Annotated in this window: 11 protein-coding genes; 9 read left to right on the top strand and 2 right to left on the bottom strand. The window is 74.2% G+C overall.

Features of this window, described 5'->3' with window-relative positions:
* Nucleotides 1-248: 248 nt before the first annotated feature.
* From AQJ66_RS13500 to AQJ66_RS13460, 9 genes are all read left to right on the top strand, one after another.
* Nucleotides 249-1,955 carry a glycerol-3-phosphate dehydrogenase/oxidase gene (locus tag AQJ66_RS13500; protein WP_079060213.1) on the top strand — a complete coding sequence of 569 codons (1,707 nt, stop codon included), beginning with the start codon at nucleotides 249-251 and terminating at the stop codon, nucleotides 1,953-1,955.
* A gap of 163 nt (nucleotides 1,956-2,118) precedes the next feature.
* The gene (locus tag AQJ66_RS13495; protein ID WP_079060212.1) at nucleotides 2,119-4,107 is read left to right on the top strand and encodes a serine/threonine-protein kinase; all 1,989 of its coding nucleotides are present in this window, start codon (nucleotides 2,119-2,121) and stop codon (nucleotides 4,105-4,107) included.
* Between the two features lie 163 nt (nucleotides 4,108-4,270).
* Nucleotides 4,271-6,838: a protein kinase gene (locus tag AQJ66_RS40625; RefSeq protein WP_061920582.1), complete on the top strand. Its 2,568-nt coding sequence runs from the start codon at nucleotides 4,271-4,273 to the stop codon at nucleotides 6,836-6,838.
* 117 nt (nucleotides 6,839-6,955) lie between these two features.
* A complete protein-coding gene (locus AQJ66_RS13485; protein ID WP_061920580.1) occupies nucleotides 6,956-8,677 on the top strand; it encodes a serine/threonine-protein kinase in 1,722 nt (573 codons plus the stop codon).
* Between the two features lie 96 nt (nucleotides 8,678-8,773).
* The gene (locus AQJ66_RS13480; RefSeq protein ID WP_061920578.1) at nucleotides 8,774-10,447 is read left to right on the top strand and encodes a serine/threonine-protein kinase; all 1,674 of its coding nucleotides are present in this window, start codon (nucleotides 8,774-8,776) and stop codon (nucleotides 10,445-10,447) included.
* 78 nt (nucleotides 10,448-10,525) lie between these two features.
* Complete coding sequence (locus AQJ66_RS13475) at nucleotides 10,526-12,142, top strand: serine/threonine-protein kinase (protein ID WP_061920576.1); 1,617 nt, start codon at nucleotides 10,526-10,528, stop codon at nucleotides 12,140-12,142.
* Nucleotides 12,143-12,203: 61 nt separating this feature from the next.
* On the top strand, nucleotides 12,204-13,112 hold the full coding sequence (locus AQJ66_RS13470) for a serine/threonine-protein kinase (protein ID WP_061920570.1): 909 nt from the start codon (nucleotides 12,204-12,206) through the stop codon (nucleotides 13,110-13,112).
* Nucleotides 13,113-13,238: 126 nt separating this feature from the next.
* Nucleotides 13,239-14,852, top strand: coding sequence for a succinic semialdehyde dehydrogenase (locus AQJ66_RS13465; protein ID WP_061920568.1), 1,614 nt, complete (start codon nucleotides 13,239-13,241; stop codon nucleotides 14,850-14,852).
* A gap of 45 nt (nucleotides 14,853-14,897) precedes the next feature.
* Nucleotides 14,898-16,703, top strand: a complete 1,806-nt coding sequence (locus AQJ66_RS13460; RefSeq protein ID WP_061920566.1) for a GMC family oxidoreductase N-terminal domain-containing protein — start codon at nucleotides 14,898-14,900, stop codon at nucleotides 16,701-16,703.
* 186 nt (nucleotides 16,704-16,889) lie between these two features.
* Here AQJ66_RS13460 and AQJ66_RS13455 read toward each other — a convergent pair whose 3' ends face one another.
* Both AQJ66_RS13455 and AQJ66_RS13450 read right to left on the bottom strand, forming a co-directional pair.
* Entirely contained in the window at nucleotides 16,890-17,936 is a 1,047-nt protein-coding gene (locus AQJ66_RS13455; RefSeq protein WP_063804041.1) for a hypothetical protein, read from the bottom strand.
* A 546-nt stretch (nucleotides 17,937-18,482) separates the two neighbouring features.
* Nucleotides 18,483-18,740, bottom strand: coding sequence for a chorismate mutase (locus AQJ66_RS13450; RefSeq protein WP_061920562.1), 258 nt, complete (start codon nucleotides 18,738-18,740; stop codon nucleotides 18,483-18,485).
* Nucleotides 18,741-18,901: the final 161 nt, after the last annotated feature.

The following is an 18,901-nucleotide window of genomic DNA, read 5'->3' as shown; positions in this document are numbered from 1 at the left end:
GGTGCGCAACCGCTGTGGACAGCACGAACGAGCGCACTGTCACACTAGGAGTAAATATGACCGTGATGTGGGATTGTGTTCGTGTGTCTTCCGGGGGTTCCGCGCACGTTGTCCACAGGCGGGGAAGTGCGTGGTGGCTGAAGTCGGACAGGCCGGTCAGAATTTGGGCATGAGGAGGGGATGAGCCGGGCTTCGCCCACCGCGGGTGCGGCCGACGCGACCGAGACGTTCGACAGCGGGAGGCAGCGGTGAGGACAGCGACTCTGGGCCCGGCGCAGCGCGCCGAGGCACTGGCGGCGATGGCGGAGCACGAGCTGGACGTCCTGGTGGTCGGGGGCGGAGTGGTCGGGGCGGGCACCGCGCTGGACGCCGTCACCCGCGGCCTGTCCACCGGCCTGGTCGAGGCCCGCGACTGGGCGTCGGGCACCTCCAGCAGGTCCAGCAAACTCATCCACGGCGGCCTGCGCTACCTGGAGATGCTCGACTTCGCCCTCGTCCGCGAGGCCCTCAAGGAGCGCGGCCTGCTGCTGGAGCGGCTCGCCCCGCACCTGGTCAAACCGGTGCCGTTCCTCTACCCGCTGCAGCACCGCGGCTGGGAGCGGTGGTACGCCGGCTCGGGCGTGGCCCTGTACGACGCGATGTCCATGGCCCGCGGCCACGGCCGGGGCCTGCCCCTGCACCGGCACCTGACCCGCGGCCGCGCCCTGCGCGTGGCGCCCTGCCTCAGGAAGGACGCCCTGGTCGGCGCCCTGCAGTACTACGACGCCCAGGTGGACGACGCCCGGCTGGTGGCGACCCTGGTGCGCACCGCGGTGTCGTACGGCGCGCACGCGGCCAACCGCGCGCGCGTGACCGGGTTCCTGCGCGAGGGCGAGCGGGTCGTCGGCGCCCGGGTGCAGGACGTGGAGGGCGGCGGGGAGTACGAGATCCGCGCCCAGCAGGTCGTCAACGCCACCGGCGTGTGGACCGACGACACGCAGGCCATGGTGGGCGAGCGTGGCCAGTTCCACGTGCGCGCCTCCAAGGGCATCCACCTGGTCGTGCCCAAGGACCGCATCCACTCCACCACCGGCCTGATCCTGCGTACGGAGAAGTCCGTCCTGTTCGTCATCCCCTGGGGCCGGCACTGGATCGTCGGCACCACCGACACCGGCTGGGACCTGGACAAGGCCCACCCGGCGGCCTCCAGCGCCGACATCGACTACCTGCTGGAGCACGTCAACTCGGTGCTCGCGGTGCCGCTGAGCCGCGACGACGTGCAGGGCGTGTACGCGGGCCTGCGCCCGCTGCTGGCCGGCGAGTCCGACGCCACGAGCAAGCTGTCCCGTGAGCACACCGTGGCGCACCCGGCGCCGGGCCTGGTGGTCGTGGCGGGCGGCAAGTACACGACGTACCGGGTGATGGCGAAGGACGCCGTCGACGAGGCGGTGCACGGCCTCGACATGCGGGTCGCCGACTGCGTCACCGAGGACATCCCGCTGCTCGGCGCGGAGGGCTACCGGGCGATGTGGAACGCGCGGGCCCGAATAGCCGCACGCACCGGGCTGCACGTGGTCCGCGTGGAACACCTGCTGAACCGGTACGGCTCCATGGCCGAGGAGGTTCTGGCCCTCGTGGCCGCCGACCCCACCCTGGGCGAGCCGCTGCAGGCCGCCGACGACTACCTGCGCGCCGAGGTGGTCTACGCCGCCTCGCACGAGGGCGCCCGCCACCTGGACGACGTGCTCACCCGCCGCACGCGCATCTCCATCGAGACCTTCGACCGGGGCACCCGCAGCGCCCGCGAGGCCGCCGAGCTGATGGCGCCGGTCCTCGGCTGGGACAAGGACCAGATCGAGCGCGAGGTGCAGCACTACGAGAAGCGGGTGGAGGCCGAACGCGAGTCCCAGCTCCAGCCCGACGACCAGACGGCGGACGCGGCACGCCTCGGCGCGCCCGACATCGTGCCGCTGTAGCACCGTCATCCGACGGCGCGTCATCCGGGCCGGTGCGGGCCCCGTTCCGGCGTGTTTCCCGGCGGGTGGAGTCTGCCGCCGTGTCAGGGGCACCCTGGACGTGGGCCACTTGTCGGGTGAGGGACAATGAAGGCTCTGTCAGGGCGGGTTGCAGAGGGGACGCATGTCGGAGGCGGAGCGGGCGGGGACTTCTCGTCAGGAGACTCGTCAGGACAACGGCGCGCGACGTCTCCTCGCCGGGAGGTACCGGCTGGGAGACGTACTGGGCCGAGGCGGCATGGGCACGGTCTGGCGCGCCGAGGACGAGACCCTCGGCCGGACGGTCGCCGTCAAGGAGCTGCGGTTCCCGTCGAACATCGACGAGGAGGAGAAGCGGCGCCTGATCACGCGCACCCTGCGCGAGGCCAAGGCGATCGCCCGGATCCGCAACAACAGCGCGGTTACGGTCTACGACGTGGTCGACGAGGACGACCGGCCGTGGATCGTCATGGAACTGGTCGAGGGCAAGTCCCTCGCCGAGGTCATCCGCGAGGACGGCCTGCTGGAGCCCAGGCGGGCGGCCGAGGTCGGGCTCGCCGTCCTGGACGTGCTGCGCTCCGCGCACCGGCAGGGCATCCTGCACCGGGACGTGAAGCCGTCCAACGTGCTCATCGCCGAGGACGGCCGGGTCGTGCTCACCGACTTCGGCATCGCGCAGGTCGAGGGCGACCCGTCCATCACCTCCACCGGCATGCTCGTCGGCGCCCCCTCCTACATCGCCCCGGAGCGCGCCCGCGGGCACAAGCCGGGTCCCGCGGCCGACCTGTGGTCGCTGGGCGGCCTGCTGTACGCGGCGGTCGAGGGTGTGCCGCCCTACGACAGGGGCTCGGCGATCGCCACGCTCACCGCGGTGATGACCGAACCCCTGGAGGAGCCCAGGAACGCGGGCCCGCTCAGGGACGTCATCCACGGCCTGCTCAACAAGGACCCGGCCCAGCGGCTCGACGACGCCGGCGCCCGGGCCATGCTCAACGCGGTGCTCCGCGCACCCGAGCCGGAGCCCGTGGACGCCACCCGGGTGGTCCCGCTTCCGGAGCAGCCCGGCCCGTCCGCTCCGTCCGAGGGCAAGCGGGGCGAGGAGGCCGGCGAGAAGCTGCGCGGGGCGCTGCGCTCGGTCCGCAAGGCGGCCGGTGCGGCCACCGCCGCGGCGGCCGCACGGCCGAAGGGCGGGAGCGACACGGCGACGCCGGCGGCCGCGGACGGCCCGGCCGCGCCGCGCACGGAAGGACCGGCGGTGCCGGGCAAGCCGGACGCCGAGGCCAAGGACTCCACGAGCGTGCTGAACTCCGGCTCCGGAAAGCCGAGTTCGGGCTGGCCCGTGATGCCGCCGCCGGACCTGGACCTGCCGCCGCGGCCGGTGCCGAGGGCTCCGCTCACCGACGTGGTGCCCCGGCGGACGCTGATCGTCATCGCGGTGGTGCTCGCCCTGGCGGTGATCGGCACCGTCCTCGCGCTCACGCTCGGCGGCGGTGACGGCGGCGGCAACGGCGCCAAGGCGGCGCCCAGCGCCTCCGTCAAGCAGGACAAGAGCGCGTCCGGCAAGCCCGGTACCGGCAGCGGCACGCAGACCGACGGCGCCTCGTCGTCCGCGACGACGAAGCCGTCGTCGAGCGCCGCGCCGAGCGCGAGCCCGTCCGCCGGCGACTCCGGCTCGTCCGGCAAGCAGGGCGGCGGGAGCGCGCCGGTGGAGTCGACACACAAGGGCACTCAGGGTTACTCGATCGGGCTGCCCAAGGGGTGGAAGTACCAGTCCACCGGAGCCGCCGGCGACCGCTACACCGGGCCCGGCGGGCAGAAGCTGCTCGTCGCCTGGACCAGTTCCCCGAAGTCGGACCCGGTGGCGGACTGGCAGAACCAGGAGCGCTACATGGTGCGCTCCCAGTACCACAAAATCCGTATAGAGAAGGTCGACTACCGCGACTGGAACACCGCCGACTGGGAGTTCACCTACGTCGACGGCGGCACCGAGTGGCGCAGCATCGACCGGGGCTTCGTCGTCAACAGCCACCAGGGCTACGGGCTGATGTACACCGCGCAGAACGCCGACTGGCACGGCGATCTGCGCAAGGACACCTGGCGGACGCTGACGCAGTCCTTCGAACCCAAGTCGTGAGGTGACGGGGCCCGGTTCGGGGCCGGGAGAATCCGTCATCCTTCGATGCGGGTTGCCTCTGGCACGTATCGTGAATGGTTGAGGACCGTACGCAGCCGTAAGCGGTGCGGAACGGGCCGCAAGGGAACGGATGTGAACGACCGGGCGGCCGGGGGAGGCAGACGTGGACGACTACGCGGGCCGGGTGCTCGCCGACCGCTACCGCCTGCCGCTGCCGCCCTCCGACGAGTACGAACTGACCGAGAGCCGGGCCTTCGACACCTACAGCGGCCAGGAGGTGTTCGTCCGTCAGGTGCCGTTGCCCGAGGTCGTCGAGGCGGAGGTGCTCGACGCGGAGGGCCTGCCCGAGGGGTTCACCGCCCGTGAGCGCGGGTCCCGTCGCACGCCCGCGGCCCGTACCGCCACCCGCAGGCCCTCGGACCCGGCGGTCCGGCGCGCCGTGGAGGCCGCGCAGGCGGCCGCCCGCATCCCCGACCACCCGCGGCTGGACCAGGTCTTCGACGTGTTCGCCGAGGGCGGCTCGCTGTGGATCGTCAGCGAGTGGGTGGCCGCCCGCCCGCTGTCCGCACTCCTCGCCGACCAGCCGCTGACGCCGTACCGGGCGGCCGAGGTCGCCTCCGACGTGCTCATGGCGCTGCGGGTGCTGCACGCCCACGGCTGGGTGCACCGCAACATCACCACCCGCACCGTCCTGGTCTGCGAGGACGGCCGCGTGATGCTGACCGGCCTCGCGGTCGGCGCGGCGGAGGAGGCGCTGTGCGGGTACGACCCGGTGCCCGAGCAGGAAGGCGGCCACCCGGACGGCGCTCCCGGCGGACCGGGCGGTGAGGTGGGCGAGGGCGCTGACGCCGGCGACGGTGCCGGTCCGGCCGGCGGCCTGCCCGGCGCCGGTGAGCCGGGCGGTGCCCAGGGCGGCCTGCCCGCGGCCGGCGTGGACCCCGAGGCCGCGCGGCGGGCCGCGATACAGGCGCGGGTGGCCGGCGGACTGCCTCCGGTGCCGGGAGCGGACACGGTGCCCGGTGGGGCGCCGGTCCCCGGGCAGCCGGTCCCCGGGCAGCCGGTCCCCGGGGCCCTGCGGAGCGGGGACGACATCCGGGCCGCCCGGGCCGGGGCCATCGCCGCCTACCGTGCGGGGGCCCGGGCCGCCGCACGGGTGCAGGAGGCCCAGCAGGACGGCCGCCCTGCCCTGCCCGCCTCCCGCCCGCCCGCCGAGGCCGACGGCATCGCCGGACTGCCGTACGGCGGCGGCCGGCCGGCCCAGCCGCCCGGCACGACGGTCGACCCGTACGGACTCCAGGGCCGGCCCTGGCACGGCGCCTCCCCCCGCACCGCTCCGGGCGGCGCGCCCGCCGGGACCGACCCCGCCCGGCCCGCCCTCGGGCAGGCCCCCGGCCCGGACCGCCTGCCCGTCCCCGGCGGACCCGCCGCCTCCGCGCCCCCCGGCTGGGACCACCCGGCCGCCGGCGGCGCCGTGCGCCGGGGCCCCGGGACCGCGCTCGCCGCCGAGCGGGCGCGGCAGGTGCGGATGACCGTGGTCGGCCCGGTCACCGAGCGCTGGGCGCCGGAGCAGGCCGGCCCCGTGCACGAGAACTGGCAGCTGGCGGCGCCGGTGGGGCCCGCCACCGACCTGTGGGCCCTCGGCGCGCTGCTCTTCCGCGCCGTCCAGGGACACGCGCCCTACCCCGAGGAGTCCACCGCCGAACTGGTGCAGCTGGTCTGCGCGGAGCCGCCCGCCTTCGCCGAGGAGTGCGGCCCGCTGCGGCCCGTCGTGGAGTCGCTGCTGCGTCAGGACCCGCTCGAGCGGCTCGAACCCGAGGAACTGAGCGGCTGGCTGCGCTCGCTGGTGCGTTCCGCGCCCGAGCCGGACGCCGGCGCCCACGTCGTGCCCGTACCGCCCGCCGACCCGAAGCGGCTGCCGATCGTCCGGCGCCGCGGCGAGCTGGTGCGGCGCCGGCGCGCCGGACTGCCCGCCACCCACCCGCACGGCCGGCACAAGCGGGCCGCGCAGGAGGACCGTTCGCCGCGCAGCCTCGGCAGGATCCTGCTCCTGCTGATCCTGCTCCTGCTGGCGGGCGCGGTGGCGTACGCGATGCTGTTCATGCCCAAGCAGGGGCAGAGCGGAGCCGCGGGCGGCACGGACCGCACGGGCAGCGCCGGGCAGGCGGGTCCGGCGCCCTCGAAGCAGCAGCGGCCGTCCTCCGGGCAGAGCGCGCCGGACGACAGCCCCTCGGCGTCCGCGCCCGCCACCGAGACCCAGACCGGCGGCGACCCCGCCGTCGCCGACGGGTTCACGCTGCGCACCGACCCCGAGGGCTTCAAGGTGGCCGTCGCCAAGGGCTGGGACCGCACCCCGAAGAACGGCAGCGGCCAAGTCGTCTACGCGCACGGTAACTTCGAGCTGCTCGTCGTACCGGGCCGGGACAGCGCCTCGGCGTACGGCAGCGATCCGATGGTCTACCAGCGGGACAAGGAGCGCGAACTCCAGCCGTACCGCAGCTCCAGCTGGGCCACGGCCACCGGACTGCGCACCATCGAGGTGGGCGGACGCACCATGGCCGAGGGCCAGTTCACCTGGACCGACGGGCAGGGGCGCGACCTGTACGTGCGCAACCTGGCGATCCTGCTGAACGGCCGCTACCACATCGTCCAGGTCCGCGGCCCGGAGGCCGAGCGCGACGAGGTGTCACGGCTGTACGAGCAAGCTACCGCGACGTACCGCTACACGGGTTGAGCGCCCTGTCGCGACAACCGTCACAGTGCTGTCACCTTGGCACCCCGATTGTTCCCTGGAGGATGACCGGTCCTTAGTCTGACCCTGTCAAGAGCATTGCGGGGCAACGTGAATCAGATGCAGGGCCTGCTCATAGCGGGCCGCTACCGGCTCGCCGATTCGATCGGCAGCGGCGGCATGGGCCGGGTGTGGCGCGCCCACGACGAGGTGCTGCACCGGACGGTCGCCGTCAAGGAGCTGACCGCCGCGCTCTACGTCTCCGACAGCGACCGGTCCGTCCTGCTCGCCCGCACCCGGGCCGAGGCCCGCGCCGCCGCGCGCATCAACCACTCCGCCGTCGTCACCGTGCACGACGTCCTCGAGCACGACGGCCGCCCGTGGATCGTCATGGAGCTGGTCGAGGGCAACTCGCTGGCGGACGCGGTCAAGGAGCGGGGGCGCATCGAGCCGCGGGAGGCCGCGCGCATCGGCCTGTGGGTGCTGCGGGCGCTGCGCGCCGCGCACCGGGCCGGGGTGCTGCACCGGGACGTCAAGCCGGGCAACGTGCTCCTCGGCCGCGACGGCAGGGTGCTGCTCACCGACTTCGGCATCGCCCAGATCGAGGGCGACTCCACCATCACCCGCACCGGCGAGGTCGTCGGATCCGTCGACTACCTCGCGCCCGAGCGGGTGCGCGGCCACGACCCGGGCCCCGCCTCCGACCTGTGGGCGCTCGGCGCCACGCTGTACACCGCGGTCGAGGGCCGCTCCCCGTTCCGCCGCACCTCACCGCTGAGCACCATGCAGGCGGTCGTCGAGGAGGAGGCCGACGAGACGCGCCACGCCGGTGCGCTCGGCCCGGTCATCGCCGCCCTGCTCCGCAAGGAGCCGGGGCACCGGCCGGGCGCGGAGGAGGCGGAGCAGATGCTCGCCGAGGCGGCGGAGGGCCGGCGGCCGAGCGCGGCGCAGGCGTTCGTACCGACCCAGGGCTCGGGCCTGCACACCGGGGGGCCGTACAGCCAGGGCTACGGCTACGGCACGGGCACCCCCGCTTCCGGCCACGGCACCGGGAGCGGCGCCCCGGTCCACGGCCCGGGCGCCCATGCAGGGTCCGCCACCGGGCCGACGGCGGCCGGGCCCGCCCCGGTGGGTCCCACCGCGGCCGTACCGGGATCCGGCCCGCGCACGGCGAACCGCCGTCCCCGGCGCCGGCTGCGCACGCTGGCCCTCGTCGTCGCCTTCGCGGCCGTGCTCGGCGCCGGCGCCGCGGTGGCCTTCCGGCAGTGGGACGCCCGCCGGGCCGACACCGAGGCGGGCGGCGCGACCCCGGCCCCCGTGAACTCGCCCACGCACAGCCCGAGCCCGTCCCCGCAGCCGGGCGGAGTTCCCGACAACTGGGTGCGCCACGACGACCCGTTCGGCTTCAGCATCTACGTACCCAAGGGCTGGAAGCGCAAGGTGTACGAGGTCAAGGGCACCCTCAAGCAGGTCGACTACACGCCGGACGGCGGCTTCCACTTCGTCCGCGTCTCCATCGACACCGGCTCGGACTTCTCCGACGCCTACGAGCACCAGAAGGACCTGGAGCAGCAGCTCCAGCGGCTGGTCGACTACCGGCGCGTGACCCTGCAGAGGAACGTCTACCGCGACCGCCCCGGCTCCCTGTGGGAGTACACCTGGACGGCGTTGGCCAAGGACCCGCCCTACGTCCCCGGCCCGCGCCACGCCGCGGAGGAGACCTACTACTCGCGGCAGGGCACCGAGTACGTGGTCTACATGTCCTCGCCCGCCACGGACTGGCCGACGGCGAACCGGCAGTTCAAGTGGGTGCTGCGGAGCTGGCAGCCCCAGGAGGCGTGACCGGGGGGCCCACGGCGTGTCGGCCGTGCGCCGGCGCACCATGCTTGGCCGATCACCGCCCCGAGCGCGTGCGGCCCGTGCGGCATGATGGGCCTCATGGGATCCGAGGGGGACGACCTTCGTGTGATCGCGGGCCGTTACCGCCTTCAGGCGCGGATCGGACGCGGCGGGATGGGCGTCGTGTGGCGGGCGAGCGACCAAATCCTGGGCCGCCTGGTGGCGGTCAAGGAACTCGCCCCGGACGACTCCCTCCCGGACGACGACGCCCGGCGCCGCCGGGAACGAACCTTCCGTGAGGCGCGGGCGGTCGCGCAGTTGCGGCACCCGCACATCATCGTCGTGCACGACGTGGTCGAGCAGGACGGACGGCCGTACATCGTCATGGAGCTGATCGACGGCGGTTCGCTCGCCGACCGGATCGCCACGCGCGGCCCGGTGGACGCCGCCGAGGCCGCCCGGATCGGCATCGGCCTGCTCGGCGCGCTGCGCACCGCGCACGAGGCCGGGGTGCTGCACCGGGACATCAAACCCGCGAACGTGCTGATCGAGTCCGGCACCGACCGCGTCGTCCTCACCGACTTCGGCATCGCGCAGGTCGCGGGCTCCACCACGCTCACCGAGACCGGCTCCTTCGTCGGCTCCCCCGAGTACACCGCCCCCGAGCGCATGTCCGGGCTGCGCACCGGCCCGGAGTCCGACCTGTGGTCGGTGGGCGCGCTGCTGTGCACGGTGCTCAGCGGCGAGTCGCCGTTCCGCCGCGACTCGCTGGGCGGCATCCTGCACGCCGTCGTCGCCGCCGAGATCCGGCCACCCGCCCAGGCCGGACCGCTGCTGCCCGTCGTACGGGGCCTGCTGGAGCGCGACCCCGACCGGCGGCTGGGCGCGGCGGAGGCCGAGCGGATGCTGCGCACGTTCCTGGAGACGGGCCGGACGCCCGACGCGCCGGGCCGCACTCCCGGGCCGGGCACCCGTCCGACCGTCGCGCACCCGCCCGGGCACGGCTACACCCCGACCGAGCACGACGTGCCCCGCCGGTCCCTCGTCCCGCGCCCGCCCGCCGGCGAACAGCCGCCGCCCGCCCGGCAGTCCGCGCGCGGTGTCCTGCTCGCGGCGCTGCTCGCGGCCGCCGTGGCGGGAGCGGGCGTGTCGGCGGCCGCCCTGCTGCTGAACCAGGGCGGCCACGGAGGCGGCGGCACACCGGGCGGTACGGCGACCGGCCCGGCACCCGGCACGCGTACGGCGCCCTCCCGGACCGCCACCGGCACCTCGCCGTCCCCGACGGCCACCGCGGGCGGCGCGGCGCAGGAGTCCGCCGGCTCCGCCGCCCCCTCCGGCTACCGCACCGCCCGCGACCCGGCGGGCTTCTCGCTCGCCGTACCGCAGGACTTCACCCGCGACCGGCAGGGCGAGCGCGTCTTCTACCTCTCCCCGGGGCAGACCTTCCGCCTCGGCGTCAAGGTCGCCACGCCCGAACCCGGCGGCCCCACCGCGGTGATGAACCGGGCGGCGGCCGACGGGTCGGCCACCAACCCCGGCTACCACGACGGCCGGGTCACCCGGACCCGGCACGCCGGACACCCCGCCGCGCTGTGGGAGTTCACCTGGAACGGCTTCAGCGCGGCGGAGGGCGCGCGCCACACCTACGACCTGTGCTGGGAGGAGGGCGGCCGGCTGTACGACGTATGGGTGTCGGCGCCGGTGGGCAAGGTGCGCGAGGCCCGGGAGTACTTCGACGTGGCCGTGGACACCTTCTCGGCCACCGCGCACTGATCCCCGCTCCGTCACGGCTCTGTGACCGGTGTGTCCGCCCGCTGGCTGCGGACGCTCATGGCGCGATAGGGATGAAGCATGAGCAGCGACGGGGGAGCCGGCCGGACGGCCGACGACACGACGAGTTTTGTTCTGCGGCCGCCGGATCCCGCCCCGCGGCCCGCAGCGGCACCCGCCGCTCCGGCGGAGGCGGACCAGCCGGGCGGCGGGCGGCTGATCGCGGGCCGCTACCGGCTGCTCGGCAAGCTCGGCCACGGCGGCATGGGCACCGTGTGGCGGGCCCACGACGAGGTGGTGGACCGCGAGGTCGCCGTCAAGGAGCCCCGGGTCCCCGACCACCTTCCCGAACGGGAACGCGCCAACGCCTACGAGCGGATGCGCCGCGAGGCCCGCGCGGCGGCCCGGCTCGACCACCCCGCGGTGGTCGGCGTGCACGACGTCGCGGTCGTCGACGGCCGGCCGTGGATCGTCATGGAGCTGGTGCGCGGCCGCTCGCTGGGCGGCGCCCTGCAGGAGGGCACCCTGGACGCCCGGGAGGCGGCCCGGGTCGGCCTGGCGGTGCTCGGCGCCCTGGAGGCCGCCCACGCGGCGGGCGTCCTGCACCGGGACGTGAAACCGGACAACGTGCTGCTGGGCCGCTTCGACCGGGTCGTCCTCACGGACTTCGGCATCGCCCACATCGAGGGCGAGACGAACCTGACCGACACCGGCGGCTTCGTCGGCTCGCCCGAATACGTCTCGCCCGAGCGGGTGCTGGGGCAGCGCCCCGGACCGGCGAGCGACCTGTGGTCCCTGGGCGTGGTCCTCTACACCGCCACCGAGGGCGTCTCCCCGTTCCGCCGCAGCAACACCCCGGCCACCCTGCAGTCCGTCCTGCACGCCGCCCCCGCCGAACCCGCCGCCGCCCGGGGCCCGCTGGCCGAGGCCATCAACGGCCTGCTCCGCAAGGACCCCGCCCAGCGGCCGACGGCGGCACGGGTCCGGGAGCTGCTGGAAGCGGCCGCGAACCCGCCCGCGCCCGCACGCGCGCCGACCCAGGGGACGCCCGCGCGGGAGGCGTCCGCGGCCATCCGCTCGCGCCGCCCGGGCCGCGCGGTGTGGCTCGGCCTGGGCGCGGCGGCCGTCGCGGCGGCCGTGACGGCGTACCTCGTCCTCGCCGACCCCTTCGCCGGACCGCTGCCCGGCCACTGGGCGAAGCACCGCGAAGCCGCGCTCGGCGCCACCCTCGCCGTCCCCTCGGGCTACCAGCCCACCCGGCCCGGCAAGACGGACACCGACAAGAACTGGGTGACGTACGCGGACCCGAGCGGCGGCGTCTGGATCCGCCTGCACCTGGACCGGAAGTCGCAGGACTCGCTGAACGACATCAAGAGCAGCGCGCGCTCCCAGATGTACGACGACAACGAGAAGTTCAAGAGCCAGGGCGACTACACCGTCCACATGGCGGAGGGCGCCAGGACGGACCCGGACGCGAACGCCACCTACCGCGGGCACCAGGCCGCCGAGAACACCGTCACCTACCGGAGCGACGACCAGTCGGCCCAGCCGCGCGAACTGCGCGTCTTCTACTACCGGACGAAGGCCGGCGACATGTACGAACTGGCCGTCGGCTACCCGGGCAAGGGCGACTTCACCGCCCGCGGCAGGGAGGTGGCGAAGACGGCGATCGCCAATTTGGACATCAACAAGGCCTGAGGGCACGCCTCTTGGCCCCTCGTCTTCGACAAGTACCTGGTGCGCACGGTACTCATGTGCCATGAGCGCAGACGGCGAACACGCGCCCGACGGACGTCTGATCGGTGGGCGGTACCGGTTGCTCGGCCGGATAGGGTCCGGCCCGGCCGGCACCGTCTGGCGCGGCCGGGACGAGCAGGAGCAGCGGTACGTCGCCGTCAAGGAGCCCGAGCTGCCCGGAAATCCGGCCGGCGGCGAGGAGGCCCGGCGCGCCGCCCACCGCCTCCACCGGGAGGCGCGGGTCGCCGGCCGGGTGCGGCACCCGTCGGCCGTCACCCTGTACGACGTCGTCACGCACGACGGACTGCCCTGGATCGTCATGGAGTTGGTGGAGGGCGAGTCGCTGCGGGAGGCCGTCCGGCGCGGACCGCTCCCGCCCGCCGAGGCCGCCCGGATCGGGCTCGCCGTCCTCGGGGCGCTCCGGGCCGCGCACGCCGTGGGGATCGTCCACCGGGACCTCAAGCCCGCCAACGTCCTGGTCGAGTCCGGCACCGGGCGGGTCGTGGTCACCGACTTCGGCACCGGGGACGGGCACGCCGAGGAGGCCCCCGCCGGGTTCGTCGCCCCGGAACTGGCGCCGGGCCGGCCGGTGCGGGGGAGCGCCGGGCCCGCCGCCGACCTGTGGTCCCTCGGGGCGCTGCTGGCCACCGCCGTCGAGGGCGGGGACGCCGGCCCGCTCGGTCCCCTGCTGGAGCGCCTGCACGCGCCGCGGCCCGAGGCCCGCCCGGACGCGGAGGAGGTCGCGGCGGTGCTGGCCGCCTTGCTGGGTGAGGAGAAAGGGGAGGAGGGGGAGGAGGTGAAGGAGGAGGCGCCCGCGGAGGCACCGCTCACCAGCGAGGTCCCGCAGGCGGACCCGGCCCCCGGACCCCGTCGCCGCACCCCGCTCGCCGCCCTCGGGCTCCTGCTCGCGAAAAAACCCGGCGCCGAGTGATCATCCTCCGACAACCCGCTGATCAGCACATTTTCTGCCAGTGATCACTGGCGTCGTGTGAGCACTCGGTGAATCCCCGTTACCGACGGGTACACAAACACCCCGCCGCGGCATACCCTGCGCGTCATGACGGACTCGCAGGCCCCGGACCGCACCGGTACCAACCCGCTCGCCCCCGCACCCGAGGGCGCCCGCACCGCCGCCGGCGTGGTCACGCCGGAGCTGGTGGCCCAGCTGACCAAGGGTGTCGTCGGCTCCGGCCGTACCGCCAACCACACCCCGTTCACCGGCGAGAAGCTGGCCGACCTGCCCGAGTCCACCCCCGACGACGTACGGCGCGCCTTCGAGGCCGCCCGCGCGGCGCAGGCCGTGTGGGAGAAGGTGCCGGTGCGGCAGCGGGCCGCCGTCCTGCTCCGCTTCCACGACCTGCTGCTGGAGCGCCAGGCCGAGGTCCTCGACCTCGTGCAGCTGGAGACCGGCAAGGCCCGGCTGCACGCGCACGAGGAGGTGCAGGCCGTCGCCGTCGCGGCCCGCCACTACGGCCGCAAGGCCCCCGCCTACCTGCGTCCCAAGCGGCACACGGGCGCCGTGCCGACCCTGACGAAGGTCACCGAACTGCGCCACCCGCGCGGCGTCGTCGGCCAGATCGCCCCCTGGAACTACCCGCTGGAACTGTCCGTCGGCGACGCGCTGCCCGCCTTCGCCGCGGGCAACGCGGTGGTGATGAAGCCGGACACCGAGACCTGCCTGACCGCCCTGTGGGCCCGTGACCTGCTGATCGAGGCCGGGCTGCCCGCCGACGTCTTCCAGGTCGTGCTCGGCGACGGCCCCGTCGTCGGCCCCGCGGTCGTCGAGCACGCCGACTACGTCTCCTTCACCGGCTCCACCCGCACCGGCCGCGAGGTCGCCCAGGGCGCCGCCGCCCGCCTGGTCGGCGTGTCCCTCGAACTCGGCGGCAAGAACGCCATGCTCGTCCTGGACGACGCCGACATCGAGAAGGCGGCCGCGGGCGCCGTGCGCGCCTGTTTCTCCTCCGCCGGCCAGCTGTGCATCTCCATCGAGCGGCTGTACGTCCACGAGTCGATCGCCGACGCCTTCCTCGAGCGTTTCGCCGCCCGCACCCGGGCGATGCGGCTCGGCAGCTCCCTCGCCTACGGCGCCGACATGGGCTCACTCGCCGGCGAACGGCAGCTCAAGGCGGTCGAGCGGCACGTGGAGGACGCCCTGGCCAAGGGCGTGAAGGTGATCGCGGGCGGCGTGGCGCGCCCCGACATCGGCCCGTACTTCTTCGAGCCCACCATCCTCGACGGCGTCGCGGAGTCCATGGCCGTGTGCGCGGAGGAGACCTTCGGCCCGGTCGTCTCCGTCTACCGCTTCACCACCGACGACGAGGCCGTCGAGCGCGCCAACTCCACGCCGTACGGCCTGAACGCCTCCGTCTGGACGAAGAACGCCCGCCGCGGCCGGGACGTCGCCGCCCGCCTGCGCACCGGCACGGTCAACGTCAACGAGGGCTACGCACCCGCCTACGGCAGCGTCCAGTCCCCGATGGGCGGCATGAAGGACTCCGGCCTCGGCCGCCGCCACGGCTCCGAGGGCATCCTCAAGTACACCGAGGCCCAGACGGTCGCACAGCAGCGGCTGCTGCCGATGGCGCCCTCCCTGGGCATGGACGACGAGGGGTACGCCCGCTTCATGAGCACGAGTCTGCGCCTGATGAAGGCGTTCCGGCTCCGCTAGGAGCACACCAGCCCAGCCAACCCCCGTTCTCGACGAGGAGAGCACGTGTCGCAGGAGAAGTCTGTCCAGACCCGGGACGAGGACGGGTACGACTACGACGTCATCGTGGTCGGATCGGGGTTCGGCGGCTCGGTGTCCGCCCTGCGCCTGACCGAGAAGGGTTACCGGGTCGGCGTGCTCGAGGCGGGCCGCCGCTTCACCCGCGACACCCTCCCGAAGAACTCCTGGGACCTGAGGAACTACCTCTGGGCACCCCGGCTCGGCCTGTACGGCATCCAGCGCATCCACCTGCTGGGCAACGTGATGGTGCTGGCGGGCGCCGGCGTCGGCGGCGGCTCGCTCAACTACGCCAACACCCTCTACGTACCGCCCAAGGCCTTCTTCGACGACCCCCAGTGGCGCGGCATCACCGACTGGGAGGAGGAGCTGAAGCCGTACTACGACCAGGCGCGGCGCATGCTCGGCGTCCGGCTCAACCCCACCATGACCCCCTCCGACGTGCACCTGAAGGCGGCGGCCCAGCGGATGGGTGTCGGCGACACCTTCCACATGGCACCGGTCGGCGTGTTCTTCGGCGACGGCGAGGACGCCGACGGGAAGGCGACGGCGAAGCCCGGCGGCGAGGTGAACGACCCGTACTTCGGCGGGGCCGGCCCCTCCCGCAGGGCCTGCACCGAGTGCGGCGAGTGCATGACCGGCTGCCGGCACGGCGCGAAGAACACCCTGAACGAGAACTACCTGTACCTCGCCGAGAAGGCGGGCGCGGTGGTGCACCCCATGACGACGGTCGTGTCCGTCACCGACGACTCCCGGGGTGGGTACGCGGTCGCCACGCTGCCGACGGACCAGAAGAGGAAGGGCCGGGGCCGGGTCCTCACCGCGCGGCGGGTCGTCCTGGCGGCCGGCACCTACGGCACCCAGACGCTGCTGCACCGCATGAAGGCCGGCGGCCAGCTGCCGTACCTCTCCGCCCGGCTCGGCGTGCTGACCCGCACCAACTCCGAGGCGCTGGTCGGCGCGCAGACCGACAACCGCCGCTACCGCCGGGCGACCGGCGAGCCGCGGGCCGACTTCACGCGCGGCGTGGCCATCACGTCCTCCGTCCACCCCGACGAGAACACCCACATCGAGCCGGTCCGCTACGGCAAGGGCTCCAACTCCATGGGCGGCCTGTCGATCCTCCAGGTCCCCTACACGGAGGGCTCCTCCCGGGTCCTGGCCTGGCTGGCGAACGCGGCCCGCCACCCCGTGCTGGTCGCCCGCTCCCTGTCCAACCGGCGCTGGTCGGAGCGGACCATCATCGGCCTGGTGATGCAGTCGCTGGACAACTCGCTCACGACGTACCTGAAGCCCGACGGGGTGGGCAAGGGCCTGCTGACGGCCCGGCAGGGCCACGGCGCGCCCAACCCGAAGCAGATCAGGGCCGCCTCCGAGGCCGCCTCGGCCCTCGCCGCCGAGATCAACGGCTTCGCGGGCAGCAACGTGGGCGAGCTGATGGGCACCCCGCTCACCGCCCACTTCCTCGGCGGCTGCCCCATCGGCGACTCCGCCGAGACGGGGGTGATCGACGCCTACCACCGGCTGTACGGCCACCCCGGCATCTCGGTGGTGGACGGCGCCGCCGTCTCCGCGAACCTGGGTGTGAACCCGTCCCTGACGATCACCGCGCAGGCCGAGCGCGCCATGTCGTACTGGCCGAACAAGGGCGAGGAGGACCCGCGCCCGGCGGTGGGCGCGGCGTACGAGCGGCTGAAGCCGGTGGAGCCGTTGCGCCCGGTGGTCCCGGCGGACGCGTTCGGCGCGCTGAAGCTGCCGTTCCTGGGCATCCCGGCGGTGCCGCCGAAGGAGTGAGCCGGGCCGAACCCCGGCCGGGACCGCCAGGGTCCGGCCCGGAACGGCGAAGAGGGACCTGCCTCCCCCTCCGAAGGCAGGTCCCTCTCGCGCTTACCGTCTTCTTGATCCGGCAGCAGGTTTGATCAGCGGGGACGGCGAAGGGTTGCGCCGCCCCGGCCCGATTCCCCTGTGACGTGTGTCACGTCAGGCGGCTGCGTTCGGGCCGGCGCCGTTGCGGCGGCGCACGACGAACACGGCACCCGCGCCGACGGCGACGGCCGCACCGCCGACCAGGCCGATCACCGGCAGCGCCGAGGAGGAACCGGTGCTCGCGAGGGAGCCGGTGGGCTCGATCTCGGTGGCCCCGCCCTGCGGCTGCTTGCCGCCGGCCGGCTTCGTCCCCTTGCCCGGCTTGGCGTGACCCGGGTCCGGGTTGCTGCTGCCCGGCTTGAGCACGGTGAAGTCGTAGGAGCCGAACGCGCTGTGCACGCAGTTCTTCTCCTCGTCGAGGTAGCCGCCGAAGCCCATGCTGAAGCCGGGGCCGGCGGGGGCCTTCGCGGTGATGTCGACCCGCAGCTTGATGCCGACCGTCTCCTTGGGGCCGAGCGGGGTCTGGCCGAAGTAGAGGCCGTTGCCGAGCTGGTCGGCCATGGACTCCCAGGCCTTGGTCTGCGGGTCGAAGTACTCCAGCTTGGCGTAGGTGCTCAGCCAGTCCTTCTCGTTGTCGCTCATCGAGTCGTTGTCGATGACCGCGAGCCACTGGACGGTGCCGAGCGACTTGTCGCTGTGGTTGGCCGCCGTCATCGTGAAGTCGTGCCAGCCGCTGCCGGCGACGATCTTGCCGGGCAGACCGGAGACGGAGATGCTCAGCTGGGACTCGGCGTCGACCATGTTGTCGTCGACCGGGCAGTCGCTGGGCTCGGCGGTCGGCTCGGCGCTCGTGCTCGGCGAGGCCGAGGCCGACGCCGACGCCGACGCGCTCGCGCCGTCGCTCGCCGAGGCGGAAGCCGATGCGGGCGCGGAGGCGGAGGCCGACTCGGAGGCGGCGGGGCCGGCCTCCTGGGAGGCGGAGCTGCTCTCCTCGGTCGTTGGGCTGGTGCTGCTGCTGGTGCTGGGGCTCTCGTCGGCGGCCGGGCTGCTCACGGGCGCGCTCGGAGACTCGTCGGCGAACGCGGCCGGGGCGCAGAGCAGGGCGAGCGGTGCCATGGCAGCCGTCGCGGCCGCGGTGACCATGACGCGGCGAAGCTTCATGTCGAAGACCTCAAAGGGGTTCGCGTGCTGCGGCGCCGCAGCACGGGCGGCGGGCCGCCGCGTGTGGGGCGCGGGTGGTGGCCGTGGGTTGTACAAGGGAGACCTGCGACCCGTGGCGATAGTTGTATCAACCCATGAAGTGCCTGTGTGATGTACATCACCGCACGCACCCGGTGCTGCAGACCGGAGGGCCCCGCGGAAGGTCGGACCGCGGGGCCCTTCTCTCGTCGGCACCGGCGTCGGGGGAGCGCGGGTGCCGGGGAGCGGCGCCGGGGGGTGCGCCGCCTGGCCTGTGATGTTCCGCCGGTCGGCCCCGGGCGTCCCCGGAGCCGGCCGTTCTCTTGGGTGACCGGGCTGCTGTCCCCTGCCGTCCGGTCACGTCTCCGGAGCGAGGTCCCACGGCGCACGGGACGCCCCGTCCGCCTCATCGCTCCGGTGAGCCACGCGTGGTTCTGTCGGGCCCGCCCCTGGCTGGCACGGACACCCGTCTCAACGAAGCGGGGCGGGGCCCGGTCACGCGCCGTACGGGTGAGACGGCGTTCGCACTCAGATGCGACCCCGGCACAGCTCCAGCAGGGTCATGGCGAGGGCGGTGCCGGGCCGGCCGAGGGCCTCGCGGTAGCGGCCGAGGATCTCCATCTCCCGGGACAGGTTCAACCGGCGGCCGCCGGCGGCGATCCGGGTCTGCTGCACGACGGTGGACACGGCCATCCGCTCCTGGATGAGCGCCAGGATCCGGTCGTCGAGCGCGTCGATGCGCTCCCGGGCGTCGGCGATGGTCTGTTCCGCGGTGAGGGTCGTCATGTCGGGGCTCCTGGTGAGGTGGCTGGTGGATGCCCCGGAACGGCAGGACCCGGAAAACGTCAGGCGCCCCGGGCCTTGTCGGCCCGGGGCGCCTGGTAAGTCGCTTGGCACTGCGCTCAAGCAGCACGACCATGGCAGCCGGCGGGCCCGGTGCCATAGGT

The sequence above is a fragment of the Streptomyces bungoensis genome, assembly GCF_001514215.1.
Classification (GTDB): domain Bacteria; phylum Actinomycetota; class Actinomycetes; order Streptomycetales; family Streptomycetaceae; genus Streptomyces; species Streptomyces bungoensis.
This window is presented reverse-complemented; position numbering and strand designations above follow the sequence as displayed.